Source organism: Allobosea sp. 117, from assembly GCF_000702305.1.
GTDB lineage: Bacteria > Pseudomonadota > Alphaproteobacteria > Rhizobiales > Xanthobacteraceae > Ancylobacter.
Window position 1 is genome coordinate 155,816 of record NZ_JNLC01000011.1, and the last position, 13,913, is coordinate 169,728.

The following is a 13,913-nucleotide window of genomic DNA, read 5'->3' on the forward strand; positions in this document are numbered from 1 at the left end:
GCCGCCCGAATCGCTAGCGAGACGGCGACGGGGAGTGATAACCGCATGAGAGTTCTTCTGCTCGGTTCCGGTGGTCGCGAGCACGCGCTCGCCTGGAAGCTCGCGCAGAGCCCGGCGCTCGACGCGCTAATCGCGCTCCCGGGTAATCCCGGCATCGCCGAATATGCGCGCTGCGTTCCCTCGATCCCGCTGACCGACCACGACGCCATCGTCACGCTGTGCGGCGCCGAGCGGATCGACCTCGTGGTCGTCGGCCCGGAGGCACCGCTGGTCGACGGCATCGCCGACCGGCTGGTCGCCGAGGGCATACCAGTGTTCGGGCCGGGCCGGGTGGCGGCGCAGCTCGAAGGCTCCAAGCTGTTCACCAAGGAGCTGTGCCGGCAGCACGACATCCCGACCGCCGCCTTCGGGCGCTTCGCGGATGCCGAGGCCGCCCGCGCCTTCGTGCGGCGTCAGGGTGCGCCGATCGTGCTGAAGGCCGACGGTCTGATGGCCGGCAAGGGGGTGGTGGTGGCGATGACGCTCGACGAGGCGCTTGCCGCCGTCGACGAGGTGTTCGCCATGGGCGAGATCGGCACCGAAATCCTGATCGAGGAATTCCTTGAGGGCGAGGAGGTCAGCTTCTTCTGCCTCGTCGACGGCGAGACCGTGCTGCCCTTCGGCTCGGCGCAGGATCACAAACGCGCCTTCGACGGCGACGAGGGGCCGAACACCGGCGGCATGGGCGCCTATTCCCCCGCCCCGGTCTTCACCCCCGAGCTGGAGCGCCGCGCGCTCTCCGAGATCATCAAGCCGACCGCGCGGGCGCTCGCCGATGCCGCGAGCCCCTATCGCGGCGTGCTGTTCGCCGGGCTGATGATCACCGCCGAGGGGCCGAAACTGATCGAATACAATGTCCGCTTCGGCGACCCGGAATGCCAGGTGCTGATGACCCGGCTCGACGGCGACCTTCTGGAACTGCTCCACGCCACCGCCGCCGGCCGGCTCGACGGCCATGCCGTGAGGATGCGGCCCGAGGCCGCGATCACCGTGGTGATGGCGACCAGGGGCTATCCCGGCGATTACGGCAAGGGCTCGCAGATCCGCGGCATCGCGGAGGCCGAGACGGTCGAGGGCGTGCATGTCTTCCACGCCGGCACCAAGCTCGACGGCGAGAAGCTGCTGGCCAATGGCGGGCGGGTGCTGAACGTCACCGCGCAGGCGCCAAACGTCGAGGAGGCCCGCAGCCGCGCCTATGCCGCGGTCGACCGGATCGACTGGCCGGAAGGCTTCTGCCGGCGCGACATCGCCTGGCGCGCGCTGGCGCGCTGACCCCATCTAATAGGGCCGCCCGTCCTTGTGGGCGAAGACCCACTTGCCGTCCGGCCCGAGCACGGCCTTCAGGTCGTCGCGCGGATAGGTGCCCTCGTCGCCGGGGGTGCGGTCGCCGATCTCCAGATAGACGACGTCCCGGTCGGTCCTGTTGACGAGCTGATGCGCGATGCCCTGCGCCGGGAATCCGGCACACATACCGGGCGACAGGAGTACCTCCTCCGCATCGGTGACGAGGGTCGGCTCGCCTTCGAGGATGTAGACGAACTCGTCCTGCCGGCTGTGGCGATGAAGCAGCGCGGATTCGCCGCCGGGCGCGAGGCGGGTGAGGTTCACGCCGAAATTGCTGAGGCCGAACAGATCGCCGAGCGGGCGCTTCTCGCGCTTCGCCATGCGCGAGAAGAACGGCTCGGGATAGTTGGAGGGCCTGGTGCGCACCGGCGCCGACGACGCGGAAATGGCGATCGGCTTCGGCGCGCCGGCTTGGTCCATCGGTTCTGCTCTGCTGCCAGGGACGGGAACGGCAGCGTTCCACAGGCCCGGACGCAGGCAAAGAGCGATACGATTCGAATCTTCAAACATTTGCCGCCGTGCCGTGGCATCGTGGCGCCATGGATGACGTGACGCACCACCGCCGCGCCCGGCGCGGGCTTGAAGCCGTGCATGACGGACCGACCCTGGCAGCGCCGCCCGCAGGGCCGCGCATCGCCGTGGCGCTTGGTTCGGGCGGAGCGCGCGGTCTCGCCCATATCCTCGTGCTGGAGGCGCTGGACGAACTCGGCGTGCGTCCGGTCGCGGTGGCCGGCGCCTCGATCGGCGCGCTGTTCGGTAGCGCCTATGCCGCCGGGATGCCGGCGAAGGACATCCGCCTGCTCACCATTTCGCTGCTGCGCGACCGCGGCGAGATGATGCGCCACCTGCTCGGCGCCCGCGTCGGCCGCATCACCGACCTGTTCGGCAGCCTCGGCAACCCGATCCTGATCGACGCCGAGAAGCTGATCGGCGGAATCCTGCCCGACGTCGTGCCGGAAACCTTCGAGGAGCTGCCGATCCCGCTGCAAATCGTGGCGACCGACTATTGGGAACGCGGCGAGCGGGTGTTCCAGCAGGGGCCACTGCGCCCGGCGGTCGCCGCCTCGATCGCCATTCCCGGCCTCAGCCGGCCGGTCGCCCATGACGGCCATGTTCTGGTCGACGGCGGCGCGGTGAACCCGCTGCCGTTCGACCTCCTGCGGGCCAGGGCCGACATCGTGCTGGCGGTCGACGTCACCGGCGGCCCGGTCGGCGAGACGAAGGCCGTGCCGAAAGCCTTCGAGGCCATGTTCGGCACGCTGCAGATCATGGCGGCGAGCATCGTCGGCGAGAAGCTGAAATCCGCCGCGCCGGAAATCCTGATCCGGCCGAATGTCGACGCCTTCCGCGTGCTCGACTTCTTCCGCGCCACCGCCATCCTGAAGGCCTGCGAGCCGGTGAAGGACGAGGTGAAGCGGCATCTCGAGATGGTGATGGGCTGAGCGCCTCAGCGCCGCGCGGCGAAGAAGTCCTTCAGCAGTGCCGCCGCCTCGCTTTCGCGCAGGCCCTCATAGACCTCGGGCCGGTGATGGCAGGTGGGCTGGGCGAAGAAGCGCACGCCGCTCTCCACCGCCCCGCCCTTGGGGTCGGCGGCGCCGTAATAGAGCCGGCGGATGCGCGCCCAAGCGATGGCGCCGGCGCACATGGTGCAGGGCTCCAGCGTGACGTAGAGATCGCAGTCCGAGAGCCGGTCGGTGCCGAGCCTGCCGGCGGCGGCGCGCAGCACCAGCATCTCGGCGTGGGAGGTGGGATCGGCCTGTTCGCGCGTGCGGTTGCCGTCGGCCGCGATCACCTCGCCGGCGCATACCAGCACGGCGCCGACCGGCACCTCGCCGCGCGCGGCCGCGGCCGCCGCCTCATCGAGCGCCAGCGCCATGAAATCGGTGCGTCGCGGTGTCGTCGTCAAAGGCTCGCGTCCCCTCGCAGGACGTGATAGCACCGCCGCCCTGAGATCGGATCGCAGCCATGCCCAAAAACACCCCGCCCCGCAAGGACCAGAACAAGGTCCCCCGTCCGCCGCGCGCCGTCGCGTCCGCCGGCCCGCGCGAGGCGGAGCGGGTGGCGAAGGTCATCGCCCGCGTCGGGCTCGGCTCGCGCCGCGAGATCGAGGAATGGATCGCAGCCGGGCGCGTCGCGGTGAATGGCGAGGTGCTTTCGAGCCCGGCGCGCAATGTGGGACCGGACGACGTCGTCACCGTCGACGGCAGGAAGCTGCCGGACAAGGAGCGCACGCGGCTGTTCCTCTACCACAAGCCGCGCGGCGTGGTGACGACCAATTTCGACCCCGAGGGGCGGCCGACGCTGTTCGAGATCCTGCCTGGCGGCCTGCCGCGCGTGGTCTCGGTCGGCCGGCTCGACCTCAACACCGAAGGGCTGATCCTGCTCACCAATGATGGCGGCCTCGCCCGCGTGCTGGAGCTGCCGGAAACCGGCTGGCTGCGCCGCTACCGGGTGCGCGCCAAGGGTGAGATCACGCAGGACAAGCTCGACGCGCTGATCGCCGGCATCACTGTCGAGGGCGTGCATTACGGACCCATCGAGGCGCTGCTCGACCGCGTACAGGGCGCCAATGTGTGGCTGACGCTCGCCTTGCGGGAAGGCAAGAACCGCGAGGTGCGCAACGTGCTCGGCGCGCTCGGGCTGGAGGTCAACCGGCTGATCCGCCTGTCCTACGGGCCGTTCCAGCTCGGCGAGATCGCGCAGGGCGCGGCCGAGGAGGTGCGCACCCGCGTGCTCGCCGACCAGATCGGCCCCGAGCTGGCGGCCGCCGCCGGCGCCGACTTCACCGCGCCGGTCTTTGATCACGCGGTCGACGAGGAAGCGCCGCGCGAGCCGGCTGCGGCTTCCTCGCGCTCCGCCAAGGGGCCGCGCTACGCCAAGGCGGAGGGTGCCGAAGACCGTCACCGGCGCCGCCCGATCGACACCGAACCGTCCGAGGACAGGACGGTGACGGCGGGGGTCGTCGCCGACCGCAAGGGCCGCAAGGTGCTGGTGCAACGGGTGAAGAGCACCAATCCGGAGCCGGATTCCGAGCGCACGCCATCGCGCGTGCGCCGGACCGAGGATGACCGCGACAGTTTCCGTCCGGATCGCCCCGCCCGTCGCGAGCGCCCTCAGAGCGACCGGCCGCAACGCCGCGAGGGTGCGGCGGGCGAGAAGCCTTTTCGTCCGCGCGGCCCGCGTCGCGACAGCGAAGGCGGCGAGCGCACCTTCCGCGCCCGTCCCGAGGGAGACCGGCCGCAGCGCCGCGAGCGCAGCGAGGGCGAGCGTCCCTTCCGTTCCCGCCCAGACGGTGATCGGCCGCAACGCGCCCCGCGTGGAGACCGGCCCGAGGGTGAGCGGCCGTTCCGGCCGCGCCCGGAGGGAGACCGGCCGTTCCGCGAGCGCGGTCCGCGTCGCGACGCGCCGGAGAGCGGCGGCGGCGAGCGCCCTTTCCGTTCCCGTCCGGAAGGCGACCGTCCGCAACGCGCCCCACGCGGAGACCGGCCTGAGGGCGATCGGCCGTTCCGGCCGCGCCCGGAGGGAGACCGGCCGCAGCGCCGCGAGGGTGAGCGTCCCTTCCGTTCCCGCCCAGACGGTGATCGGCCGCAACGTGCCCCGCGCGGAGACAGGCCCGAGGGCGACCGGCCGTTCCGGCCGCGCCCGGAAGGTGATCGGCCACCCCGTCGTGAGCGGCCGGAAGGCGGGCGCTCTTTCCGTCCCCGGCCTGAGGGTGAGGGTTCCGACCGGCCGCAGCGCCGCGAGCGTCCCGAGGGCGACAGGCCATTCCGTCCCCGGCCGGAGGGCGACCGACCCTTCCGCGAGCGCGGACCGCGCGATGAGCGCTCGGATCGTCCGCAGCGCCGCGAGCGACCCGAGGGCGACAGGCCATTCCGTCCACGGCCCGAGGGCGACCGGCCCTTCCGCGAGCGCGGACCGCGCGATGAGCGCTCGGATCGTCCGCAGCGCCGCGAGCGCCCCGAGGGCGACCGCCCGTTCCGGCCGCGGCCGGAGGGAAACCGCCCCGACCGGGCGCCCCGGCCCGAACGCGGCGAAGGCGAGCGGCCCTTCCGCTCGCGCCTCGACGGCGAGCGTCCGCAGCGTCGCGAACGCCCGGAAGGCGATCGTCCGTTCCGGCCGCGCCCGGAAGGAGACCGGCCCGAGCGTCCGCAGCGCCGCGAGCGTCCCGAAGGCGATCGGCCCTATAGCGGGCGCGTGAAATCCGAGCAGGGCCGCGGCCGGTCGTTCGGCAAGCCGGGCGAGAAGCCCGCCGGCCGACCTTCGGGTGGAAAGCCCGGCGGGCGGCCATTCGGTGGTAAGCCGGGCGGAAAGCCTTCGGGCGGCAGACCTTCCGGCGGAAAGCCGGGCGGCAAGCCCGGTGGCCGGCCTTCGGGCGGCGGCCCGCGCCGCTGAGGTGAGGGCGCCGGGCCATGCGCATCGTCGGCGGCCGCTTCAAGGGGCGCACCCTGCGCGGCCCCTCCTCCAACGCCACGCGCCCGACGTCCGACCGGCTGCGCGAGACGATCTTCAACGTGCTCGCCCATGCCTATGAGGATGCCGCCGACGGCGCGCGGGTGCTCGACCTGTTCGCCGGCACCGGGGCGCTCGGGCTGGAAGCGCTCTCGCGGGGCGCGAGGTTCGCCGTCTTCGTCGAGGAGGCGGCCGAGCCGCGCGGGCTGATCCGCGCCAATGTCGAGGCGCTGGGCCTGGGGGGCATCACCCGCATCTTCCGGCGCGACGCGACCAAGCTCGGCACCGCGCTACCCAGCGACGCCTTCGACCTCGTCTTCTGCGATCCGCCCTATGGCAGGGGCCTTGCCGAGCAGGCTCTCGCCAGCGCGCGCGACGGCGGCTGGCTGGCGCCCGGCGCGCTGGTGCTGGTCGAGGAAGCGGCGGAAGCCGCCTTCACGGCGCCGGAAGGCTTCACGGAGATCGAGCGCCGCCGCTACGACACGACGGAGCTGGTGTTCCTGCGCGCCGGGTAGGTGTCATGCGACATCCTCGACGGCGGCGATGATCCGTTCCAGGTCCTCGGGGCGGGAGAGGCGGTGGTCTCCGTCCTTGATCAGGGTGAGCACCACGTCGTCCTCGGCGAGGCAGGAGACAAGGCGCACGGCGTGCTGCCACGGCACGTCGGGGTCGGCGACGCCCTGCAGAATCCGCACCGGGCAGCCGACCGGGAACGGCGCGCCGAGCACGAGATTGCTGCGCCCGTCCTCGATCAGCCGCCGGGTGATCGGCTGCGCCGGCCCGTAGTCCGAGGGACGCATCCAGACGCCGTCATGCAGGATGGCGGCGCGCACGTCGTCCGGCATCGCCTTCCACATCAGCTCCTCGGTGAAGTCGGGCGCCGGGGCGATCAGCACCAGCGCGGCGAGCGAGGGCGCCGCGGCGGGGCGGGGGCCGCGCGCCGCCAGCGCGCGGGCGATGAGCAGCGCGATCCATCCGCCCATGGAGGAGCCGACGATGACCTGCGGCCCCTGGCAGAAGCGGTCGAACACCGCGAGCGCATCCTGCGTCCAGCGCGAGATGGTGCCCTCCTCGAAGGCGCCCGCGGATTCGCCATGGCCGGAATAATCGAAGCGCACCACCCGCCGCCCGGTACGCGCGCCCCATTCGGCCAAGGCCTCGGCCTTGGTGCCGCGCATGTCGGAGAGGAAGCCGCCGCACCAGAGTACGCCGGGCCGGCCGGGCTCGCTCGCGCCCTGAGTCACGCGCACGGCGATGCGGCGCGCGTCCTCGCCGACTTCGAGAAACAGCGGCTGGTCGTCGGTCATGCGGGTTCCTTTCGCGGCACGGAGAACACGATCGCGCGGGGTGCTTAGCAAGCCGGACACGTCCTCGGCCAGTTTTCGACGCCGGATATGCTCGGAATCTTCGCTCAGGTTGCCGCCGAAACGTGCATTCGCCCATCGCCGCCGTTGACTTCCGCGGTGTTTGTCACGATGTTCTGCAACCGTTTTACCCGGCGCCTCATTGCGTTTGCCGCCCGTCGCGGCGAGGCGCCCCGTGAAGCTACCCCGTCGAAACGGCAGAGGAGAGGACCGCCATTCGCCGCCCCATGAGACCCGTCGCGCCGGAAAAGGAAGGCCCGCGCGTCAACGAAGACATCCGCATCCGTGAAGTCCAGCTCATCGACCAGGACGGTCAGAACCGTGGTGTCGTACCGACCCGCGAGGCGATCGCCATAGCGCAGGAAGCTGGCCTCGACCTCGTCGAGATTGCGCCGAATTCGACGCCGCCGGTCTGCAAGATCCTCGATTACGGCCGGTTCAAGTACCAGAACCAGAAGAAGGCCAACGAGGCCCGCAAGAAGCAGCACGTGGTCGAGATCAAGGAGATCAAGCTGCGCCCCGGCATCGACACCCACGATTACGAGGTGAAGATGCGCTCGATCCACCGCTTCTTCGAGGAAGGCGACAAGGTCAAGGTCACCCTGCGCTTCCGCGGCCGCGAGATGGCGCATCAGGAGATCGGGCTGAAGCTGCTGCACAAGGTGCGCGACGAGCTCGCGACCCTGGCCAAGGTGGAATCCGAGCCGCAGCTCGAGGGCCGGCAGATGATCATGGTGCTCGCTCCGCGCTGAGCATGGCATGATCGCGTGAACGTCGTGGCCGGGGCTCCGGTCACGATGACGTGGACTGTAAGCTCCGGCCGCTGGAGCACTTTCTTGTCGTTCGGATGTGTCCATCCGACGGGAAAGGGCTCACCGGAGAACACGACATGCGACCCAATCGGTCGATGCCCGCCTGCACCGTGATCCCGGAGCTCGCCTATGCCGATGTCGCAACCGCCGCGACCTGGCTGTGCGACGCGTTCGGCTTCACGCTGCGGCTGGCGATAGGCGATCACCGCGTCCAGCTCAATGTCGGCGACGGTGCCGTCGTGCTGACGCGCTCGGCGGATGGCGCGGCGCCCGGTGACGCCGTCATGGTGCGCGTCGAGGACATGGACGCGCATTTCGAGCGCGCGAAGCGCGGCGGCGCGCGGATCGCGAGCCTGCCGGCCGATTATCCGTACGGCGAGCGGCAATACACGGCGCTGGACCTTGCCGGCCGGCGCTGGACGTTCTCGCAGTCGATCGCCGACGTCTCTCCCGAGAGCTGGGGCGGCGCACCCGGCGCGGTCGGCTGAGGCGCGATCCGTCAGTCCGGCAGGTTGCCGTTCTCGGCCAGTACCGCGCCGGCGAGATAGAGCGAGCCGGCGATCAGCACGCGCGGCGGCGGACCCACCGGATAGTCGCGCAGGCCATCGAGCGCCTCGGCGACGCTGCCGGCTACCGAACCGGCGATGCCCTGCGCGGCGGCCGAGGCGGCGATCGCTTCCGGCGGCTGGCCGCGCTGGGTGAGGTTGCCGGCCTCGCCGGGCACCGGCACCGCGATCAGCTCGCGGGCGAGGCCGGCGAAGGGTGCGAGGAAGGTGCCGGCATCCTTGCTGCCGAGCATGCCGACGATCAACACCAGCGGGCGCGGCGCGCGGTCCTCGATGTCGGCGAGCGCGCTGGCCAGCGCCTGCCCCCCGGCGGCGTTGTGGCCGCCGTCGAGCCAGACCTCGGTGCCCTCCGGCGCGCGGGCGGTGAGCGGCCCGGGTCCCAGCCGCTGCAGGCGGGCCGGCCATTCCGCCGCCCGTACGCCCTGCTCGAAGGCGGAGGCCGGCAGGACGAGCCCGGCGGCGCGCAGCGTCGCCACCGCGAGGCCGGCATTCTCGATCTGATGCGGGCCGACGAGGCGCGGACGCGGCAGGTCGAGCAGGCCCGCCTCGTCGGACACGATCAGCCGACCGCCTTCCTCATAGGCCTGGAACTGCTCGCCCATGATGTAGAGCGGCGCCCCGGCACGCGCCGCCTGGCGCTCGATGGCGCGCAGCGCTTCGGCGGGCTGGCGGGCGACGACGCCGATGACGCCGCGCTTGAGGATGCCGGCCTTCTCGGCCGCGATCTTCTCCACCGTGCCGCCGAGGAACTCGACATGGTCGATGGAGACCGGGGTGATGACGCTGGCGAGCGGGCGCTCGACCACGTTGGTGGCATCGAGCCGCCCGCCGAGGCCCACCTCCAGCAGCAGCACGTCGGCCGGCACCTCGGCGAACAGCAGGAAGGCGCTCGCCGTGGTGATCTCGAAGAAGGTGATGGGGGCGCCGTCATTGGCCCGCTCGGCGCGGTCGAGGGCGCCCGCGAGGCGCTCGTCGTCGACGAGATGGCCGGCGAGGCGGATACGCTCGTTGAAGCGCACGAGGTGGGGCGAGGTGTAGACGTGCACGCGCTTGCCCGCCGCCTCCAGCACGGCGCGCATGACCGCGACGGTCGAGCCCTTGCCGTTGGTGCCGGCGACATGGATCACCGGCGGCAGACGCCGCTCGGGATTGCCGAGCCGGTCGAGCAGCCGGTGCATGCGATCGAGCGACAGGTCAATGAGCTTCGGATGCAGCGCGAGCAGCCGCTCCAGAATGGCGTCGGTCGGCCCCGGCCGGATGCCACGCGGGCCGGGCGACCCGGGGGCGGCGACGGGCGCTGGCATGGCAGGAGGACCCTGCGGCTCAGGCGGACGCCGGCGCGGGCGGCGCGGCGGCGGGAAGCGCGGGCACCTCGCCCGCCGGCTCGATGGTCTCGCGCACGGGCTGCGGCGCGCGGGTGAGCAGGCGGCAGAGCCGGGCGAGGGTCGCGCGCATGTCGTGACGATGCACCACCATGTCGACCATGCCGTGATCCAGCAGATATTCGGCGCGCTGGAAGCCCTCAGGCAGCTTCTCGCGGATGGTCTGCTCGATGACGCGCGGGCCGGCGAAACAGATCAGCGCGCCCGGCTCGGCGATCTGCACGTCGCCCAGCATGGCGTAGGAAGCCGTGATACCGCCGGTCGTCGGGTTGGTGAGCACGACGATATAAGGGAGTTTCGCCTCGCGCAGCTCCTGCACCGCGCAGGTCGTGCGCGGCATCTGCATCAGCGAGAGGATGCCTTCCTGCATGCGCATCCCGCCGCCGCACGCGAACATGATGAACGGCGTGCCGCGCGAGACGGCGGTCTCCAGCCCGGTGACGACGGCATCGCCGGCTGCCATGCCGAGCGAGCCGCCCATGAAGCCGAAATCCTGCACCGCGATGGTGACCGGCAGGCCTTCCAGCTTGCCATAGCCGACCTTCACCGCGTCCTGCGCGCCGGTCTTGGCGCGGGCATCCTTCAGCCGGTCGGTATAGCGCTTCTCGTCGCGGAACTTCAGCGGGTCGGCGGCGACCTGCGGCAGCGCCACGTCGAACCACTTGCCGCCGTCGAAGATGGAGCGCAGGCGGCTCATCGGGTCCATGCGCATGTGGAAGCCGGAACCCGGAATGACGAAGAGGTTCGCCTCCAGATCCTTGTGGAACACCATCTGCCCGGTCTCCGGGCATTTCACCCAGAGGTTCTCCGGAACTTCGCGCCGGTTGAGGAAGCTGTTCAGCTTCGGGCGGACGACATTCGAGATCCAGTTCAAGGGCTCACTCCGGGATGAGGCGTCGGCTCCGGCCGGACATCGCGGACCGGCGGCGTCTCATGTAGTCCGCCGCGGCCCGATGGAAAAGGTGCCCGCGCAAACGGGCTCACTCGGCGGCGGCACGGCGCACGCCGCGCACCGCCTGCGCCAGCGCCGAGACCAGCGCAGTGACGGCGGGAACGGTGGCGGGCGTCGCGCGGTCCTCGGCGTCGAGGCTGGCGCGGATCGCGTCGACCAGGGCCGAGCCGACCACCACGCCGTCGGCGCCGCCCGCGATGGCGGCGGCGTGCTCCGGCGTCTTCACGCCGAAGCCGACGGCGACCGGCAGGTCGGTGTGCTGCTTGATGCGCGCCACCGCCGCGCCGACCACGGAAGGATCGGGCGTCGCCGAGCCGGTGATGCCGGTGATCGAGACGTAGTAGACGAAGCCCGCGGTGTTCGCGAGCACCGCCGGCAGGCGTTTGTCGTCGGTGGTTGGGGTGGCGAGGCGGATGAAGGCGAGGCCGGCGTCGAGCGCCGGCAGGCAGAGCTCGCGGTCCTCTTCCGGCGGCAGGTCGACGACGATCAGGCCGTCGACGCCCGCTGCCTTCGCATCGGCGAGGAAGCGGTCGACGCCGTAGATGTAGACCGGGTTGTAATAGCCCATCAGCACGATCGGCGTGGTCGTGTCGCCCTCGCGGAAGGCGCGGACCATGGCGAGCGTCTTGGCCAGCGTCTGGCCGGCCTTCAGCGCGCGCAGGCCGGCGGCCTGGATGGCGGGACCGTCGGCCATCGGATCGGTGAAGGGCACGCCGAGCTCGATCACGTCGGCGCCGGCACCGGGCAGCGCTTTGAGGATCGCGAGCGAGGCGTCATAGCCGGGGTCGCCGGCGGTGACGAAGGTGACGAGCGCGGCGCGGCCCTCGCGGGCGCAGGCTGCGAAACGCGCGTCGAGGCGCGTGACCGGACGGGTGCTCACAGGCGGCTCCCCAGAATCTCCGCCACCTGCGGAATGTCCTTGTCGCCGCGCCCGGAGAGCGAGACGACCATCAGATGGTCCTTCGGCAGCTTCGGGGCGAGCTCGGCGACGCGGGCCAGCGCGTGGGCCGGCTCCAGCGCCGGGATGATGCCCTCGAGCTTGGAGAGAAGCTGGAAGGCCTCCAGCGCCTCCTCGTCGGTGGCCGAGAGATATTGCACCCGGCCGACATCGTGCAGCCAGGAATGCTCCGGGCCGATGCCGGGATAGTCGAGGCCGGCGGAGATGGAATGCGCCTCGATGATCTGCCCGTCGTCGTCCATCAGCAGATAGGTGCGGTTGCCGTGCAGCACGCCGGGCCGCCCGCCGGTGATGGAGGCGGCATGCTGGCCGGTCGGGATGCCGTGGCCGGCCGCCTCGACGCCGTAGATCGCCACGCTCGGATCGTCGAGGAAGGGGTGGAACAGGCCCATGGCGTTGGAGCCGCCGCCGATGCAGGCGATCAGGCTGTCGGGAAGACGGCCCTCGGCCTCCTGCATCTGGGCGCGGGTCTCGGTGCCGATGATCGACTGGAAGTCGCGCACCATCGCCGGATAGGGGTGCGGGCCGGCCACCGTGCCGATGCAGTAGAAGGTGTCGTGCACGTTGGTCACCCAGTCGCGCAGCGCCTCGTTCATGGCGTCCTTCAGCGTCTTGGCGCCAGCCTGCACCGGGACCACCTCGGCGCCGAGCATCTTCATGCGGAACACGTTGGGCGCCTGACGGGCGACGTCGACGGCGCCCATATAGACGACGCATTTCAGCCCGTAGCGCGCGCACAGCGTGGCGGTGGCGACGCCGTGCTGGCCGGCGCCGGTCTCGGCGATGATGCGCTGCTTGCCCATGCGGCGGGCGAGCAGGATCTGGCCGAGCACGTTGTTCACCTTGTGCGAGCCGGTGTGGTTCAGCTCCTCGCGCTTCAGATAGATCTTGGCGCCGCCGAAGTGCTCGGTCAGGCGCTCGGCGAAATAGAGCGGGCTGGGGCGGCCGACATAATGCTTCAGCCCGGCGTCCATCTCTTCCCTATAGGCCGGATCGGCCTTGGCCGCCTTGTAGGCGGCCTCCAGGTCGAGGATCAGCGGCATGAGCGTTTCGGCAACGAAACGACCGCCGAAAATACCGAAATGGCCGCTCTCGTCGGGGCCGGTGCGGAAGGAATTGGGTGCGTTCACGGCGTTCAACTGGCCTCGGCTCTTCTGGTCTCGTTCGCCGCGCGCGTCTCGGCCGGCGGGGAGGCGTTCCTGCGGGGGGCACCATCGCCGGCAGCGGCGCGTGCGGCTTGTATGAAAGCGACGATGCGTGCCGGATCCTTCACACCGGGAGCGCTCTCCACCCCCGACGAGACGTCGACGCCGGGCGCATGGGTGATCGCCAGCGCCTCGGCCACGTTCTCGGGGGTCAGGCCTCCTGACAGCATGAAGGGCTTCACCCGGTCAAGCTTGGGCGAGGCGTCGGCGATCAGATTCCAGTCGAAGACGAGGCCGTTGCCGCCGGGATGCAGCGCCTGAGGCGGCGCCTTGGCGTCCAAGAGCAGGCGGTCGGCGACCGGCTCGAAGCCGCGCGCGGCGGCGACGTCGGCGGGGGAGGCGATGCCCACCGCCTTCATCACCGGCACCCCGAAGCGCGCGCGGATGGCGGCGACGCGTTCGGCGCTCTCATGGCCGTGGAGTTGCAGAAGGTCCGGGCGCACGGTCTCAACGATGGCGGCGAGCGCGGCATCATCGGCGTCGACCGTGAGGGCGGCGACCAGCGCGCGACCTCGCGCCCGCTCCGCCAGCGCGGCGGCGGTCGCGTGGTCGATGTTGCGCGGGCTCTTTTCGAAGAACACGACGCCGACCATGTCGGCGCCGGCGCCGAGCGCTGCCTCCAGCGCCTCCTGCGTCTTCAGCCCGCAAATCTTGATCGCGATGGACAAGCTGCGTCTCCTCGACCCGCGACCTAGCACGGAAACGGGGACGGATGCGAGAGCCGGCCATTTCGGGGAAACCGGGCCGCGTCCCCTCCCGGTAGCCCCGGTATGGCGGCGATGTTCCGCGGCCGCGAATTATCCGCTTCCGTCACGACAGGCGTCATGTTAGACAAACGCGAC

14 protein-coding genes are annotated in these 13,913 nt (G+C 71.2%); 6 read left to right on the forward strand and 8 right to left on the reverse strand.

Going from position 1 to position 13,913, the window contains the following annotated elements; translation table 11 throughout:
* Positions 1 to 45 precede the first annotated feature (45 nt).
* Entirely contained in the window at positions 46 to 1,311 is a 1,266-nt protein-coding gene (gene purD / locus U742_RS0107385) for a phosphoribosylamine--glycine ligase (RefSeq protein ID WP_029351575.1), read from the forward strand.
* Positions 1,312 to 1,317: 6 nt separating this feature from the next.
* On the opposite strand, the gene U742_RS0107390 is transcribed toward purD, so the two are convergent.
* On the reverse strand, positions 1,318 to 1,803 hold the full coding sequence (locus U742_RS0107390; RefSeq protein WP_029351577.1) for a cupin domain-containing protein: 486 nt from the start codon (positions 1,801 to 1,803) through the stop codon (positions 1,318 to 1,320).
* Between the two features lie 119 nt (positions 1,804 to 1,922).
* Between U742_RS0107390 and U742_RS0107395 the strand changes: the two genes are divergently transcribed.
* On the forward strand, positions 1,923 to 2,825 hold the full coding sequence (locus tag U742_RS0107395) for a patatin-like phospholipase family protein (RefSeq protein WP_081852879.1): 903 nt from the start codon (positions 1,923 to 1,925) through the stop codon (positions 2,823 to 2,825).
* Positions 2,826 to 2,830: 5 nt separating this feature from the next.
* Here U742_RS0107395 and U742_RS0107400 read toward each other — a convergent pair whose 3' ends face one another.
* Positions 2,831 to 3,259, reverse strand: a complete 429-nt coding sequence (locus tag U742_RS0107400; RefSeq protein WP_029351581.1) for a nucleoside deaminase — start codon at positions 3,257 to 3,259, stop codon at positions 2,831 to 2,833.
* Positions 3,260 to 3,348: 89 nt separating this feature from the next.
* Here U742_RS0107400 and U742_RS23700 point away from each other — a divergent pair, with 89 nt between their 5' ends.
* Together U742_RS23700 and rsmD are read left to right on the forward strand one after the other, a co-directional pair.
* Complete coding sequence (locus U742_RS23700) at positions 3,349 to 5,775, forward strand: pseudouridine synthase (protein WP_029351583.1); 2,427 nt, start codon at positions 3,349 to 3,351, stop codon at positions 5,773 to 5,775.
* A gap of 17 nt (positions 5,776 to 5,792) precedes the next feature.
* The gene (rsmD, locus tag U742_RS0107410) at positions 5,793 to 6,347 is read left to right on the forward strand and encodes a 16S rRNA (guanine(966)-N(2))-methyltransferase RsmD (protein ID WP_029351585.1); all 555 of its coding nucleotides are present in this window, start codon (positions 5,793 to 5,795) and stop codon (positions 6,345 to 6,347) included.
* A gap of 3 nt (positions 6,348 to 6,350) precedes the next feature.
* On the opposite strand, the gene U742_RS0107415 is transcribed toward rsmD, so the two are convergent.
* Positions 6,351 to 7,139 (reverse strand): alpha/beta hydrolase, encoded by a 789-nt coding sequence (locus U742_RS0107415; protein WP_029351587.1) that lies wholly within the window; start codon positions 7,137 to 7,139, stop codon positions 6,351 to 6,353.
* 284 nt (positions 7,140 to 7,423) lie between these two features.
* On the opposite strand from U742_RS0107415, the gene infC reads away from it, so the two are divergent.
* Positions 7,424 to 7,948 (forward strand): translation initiation factor IF-3, encoded by a 525-nt coding sequence (infC, locus tag U742_RS0107420; protein WP_029351589.1) that lies wholly within the window; start codon positions 7,424 to 7,426, stop codon positions 7,946 to 7,948.
* A gap of 137 nt (positions 7,949 to 8,085) precedes the next feature.
* On the forward strand, positions 8,086 to 8,496 hold the full coding sequence (locus tag U742_RS0107425; protein WP_029351591.1) for a VOC family protein: 411 nt from the start codon (positions 8,086 to 8,088) through the stop codon (positions 8,494 to 8,496).
* Between the two features lie 11 nt (positions 8,497 to 8,507).
* Here U742_RS0107425 and U742_RS0107430 read toward each other — a convergent pair whose 3' ends face one another.
* From U742_RS0107430 to U742_RS0107450, 5 genes are all read right to left on the reverse strand, one after another.
* Positions 8,508 to 9,878 (reverse strand): bifunctional folylpolyglutamate synthase/dihydrofolate synthase, encoded by a 1,371-nt coding sequence (locus tag U742_RS0107430; RefSeq protein WP_029351593.1) that lies wholly within the window; start codon positions 9,876 to 9,878, stop codon positions 8,508 to 8,510.
* 19 nt (positions 9,879 to 9,897) lie between these two features.
* On the reverse strand, positions 9,898 to 10,830 hold the full coding sequence (gene accD / locus U742_RS0107435; protein WP_029351595.1) for an acetyl-CoA carboxylase, carboxyltransferase subunit beta: 933 nt from the start codon (positions 10,828 to 10,830) through the stop codon (positions 9,898 to 9,900).
* 106 nt (positions 10,831 to 10,936) lie between these two features.
* Positions 10,937 to 11,788 carry a tryptophan synthase subunit alpha gene (gene trpA / locus U742_RS0107440; RefSeq protein ID WP_029351597.1) on the reverse strand — a complete coding sequence of 284 codons (852 nt, stop codon included), beginning with the start codon at positions 11,786 to 11,788 and terminating at the stop codon, positions 10,937 to 10,939.
* Positions 11,785 to 13,005 carry a tryptophan synthase subunit beta gene (gene trpB / locus U742_RS0107445; RefSeq protein ID WP_029351599.1) on the reverse strand — a complete coding sequence of 407 codons (1,221 nt, stop codon included), beginning with the start codon at positions 13,003 to 13,005 and terminating at the stop codon, positions 11,785 to 11,787. Before trpB ends, trpA begins: the two co-directional genes overlap by 4 nt.
* Positions 13,002 to 13,739, reverse strand: coding sequence for a phosphoribosylanthranilate isomerase (locus tag U742_RS0107450; protein WP_029351601.1), 738 nt, complete (start codon positions 13,737 to 13,739; stop codon positions 13,002 to 13,004). The genes trpB and U742_RS0107450 overlap by 4 nt, the downstream gene beginning before the upstream one ends.
* Between the last annotated feature and the right edge of the window lie 174 nt (positions 13,740 to 13,913).

What these genes read in the sequence shown, in the direction of transcription:
- purD (WP_029351575.1), top strand. Translation starts at nt 46, where the DNA reads ATGAGAGTTCTTCTGCTCGGTTCCGGTGGTCGCGAGCACGCGCTCGCC.
- U742_RS0107390 (WP_029351577.1), bottom strand. Translation starts at nt 1,803, where the DNA reads ATGGACCAAGCCGGCGCGCCGAAGCCGATCGCCATTTCCGCGTCGTCG.
- U742_RS0107425 (WP_029351591.1), top strand. Translation starts at nt 8,086, where the DNA reads ATGCGACCCAATCGGTCGATGCCCGCCTGCACCGTGATCCCGGAGCTC.
- U742_RS0107400 (WP_029351581.1), bottom strand. Translation starts at nt 3,259, where the DNA reads ATGGCGCTGGCGCTCGATGAGGCGGCGGCCGCGGCCGCGCGCGGCGAG.
- infC (WP_029351589.1), top strand. Translation starts at nt 7,424, where the DNA reads ATGAGACCCGTCGCGCCGGAAAAGGAAGGCCCGCGCGTCAACGAAGAC.
- U742_RS0107415 (WP_029351587.1), bottom strand. Translation starts at nt 7,139, where the DNA reads ATGACCGACGACCAGCCGCTGTTTCTCGAAGTCGGCGAGGACGCGCGC.
- U742_RS0107395 (WP_081852879.1), top strand. Translation starts at nt 1,923, where the DNA reads ATGGATGACGTGACGCACCACCGCCGCGCCCGGCGCGGGCTTGAAGCC.
- rsmD (WP_029351585.1), top strand. Translation starts at nt 5,793, where the DNA reads ATGCGCATCGTCGGCGGCCGCTTCAAGGGGCGCACCCTGCGCGGCCCC.
- U742_RS0107430 (WP_029351593.1), bottom strand. Translation starts at nt 9,878, where the DNA reads ATGCCAGCGCCCGTCGCCGCCCCCGGGTCGCCCGGCCCGCGTGGCATC.
- U742_RS23700 (WP_029351583.1), top strand. Translation starts at nt 3,349, where the DNA reads ATGCCCAAAAACACCCCGCCCCGCAAGGACCAGAACAAGGTCCCCCGT.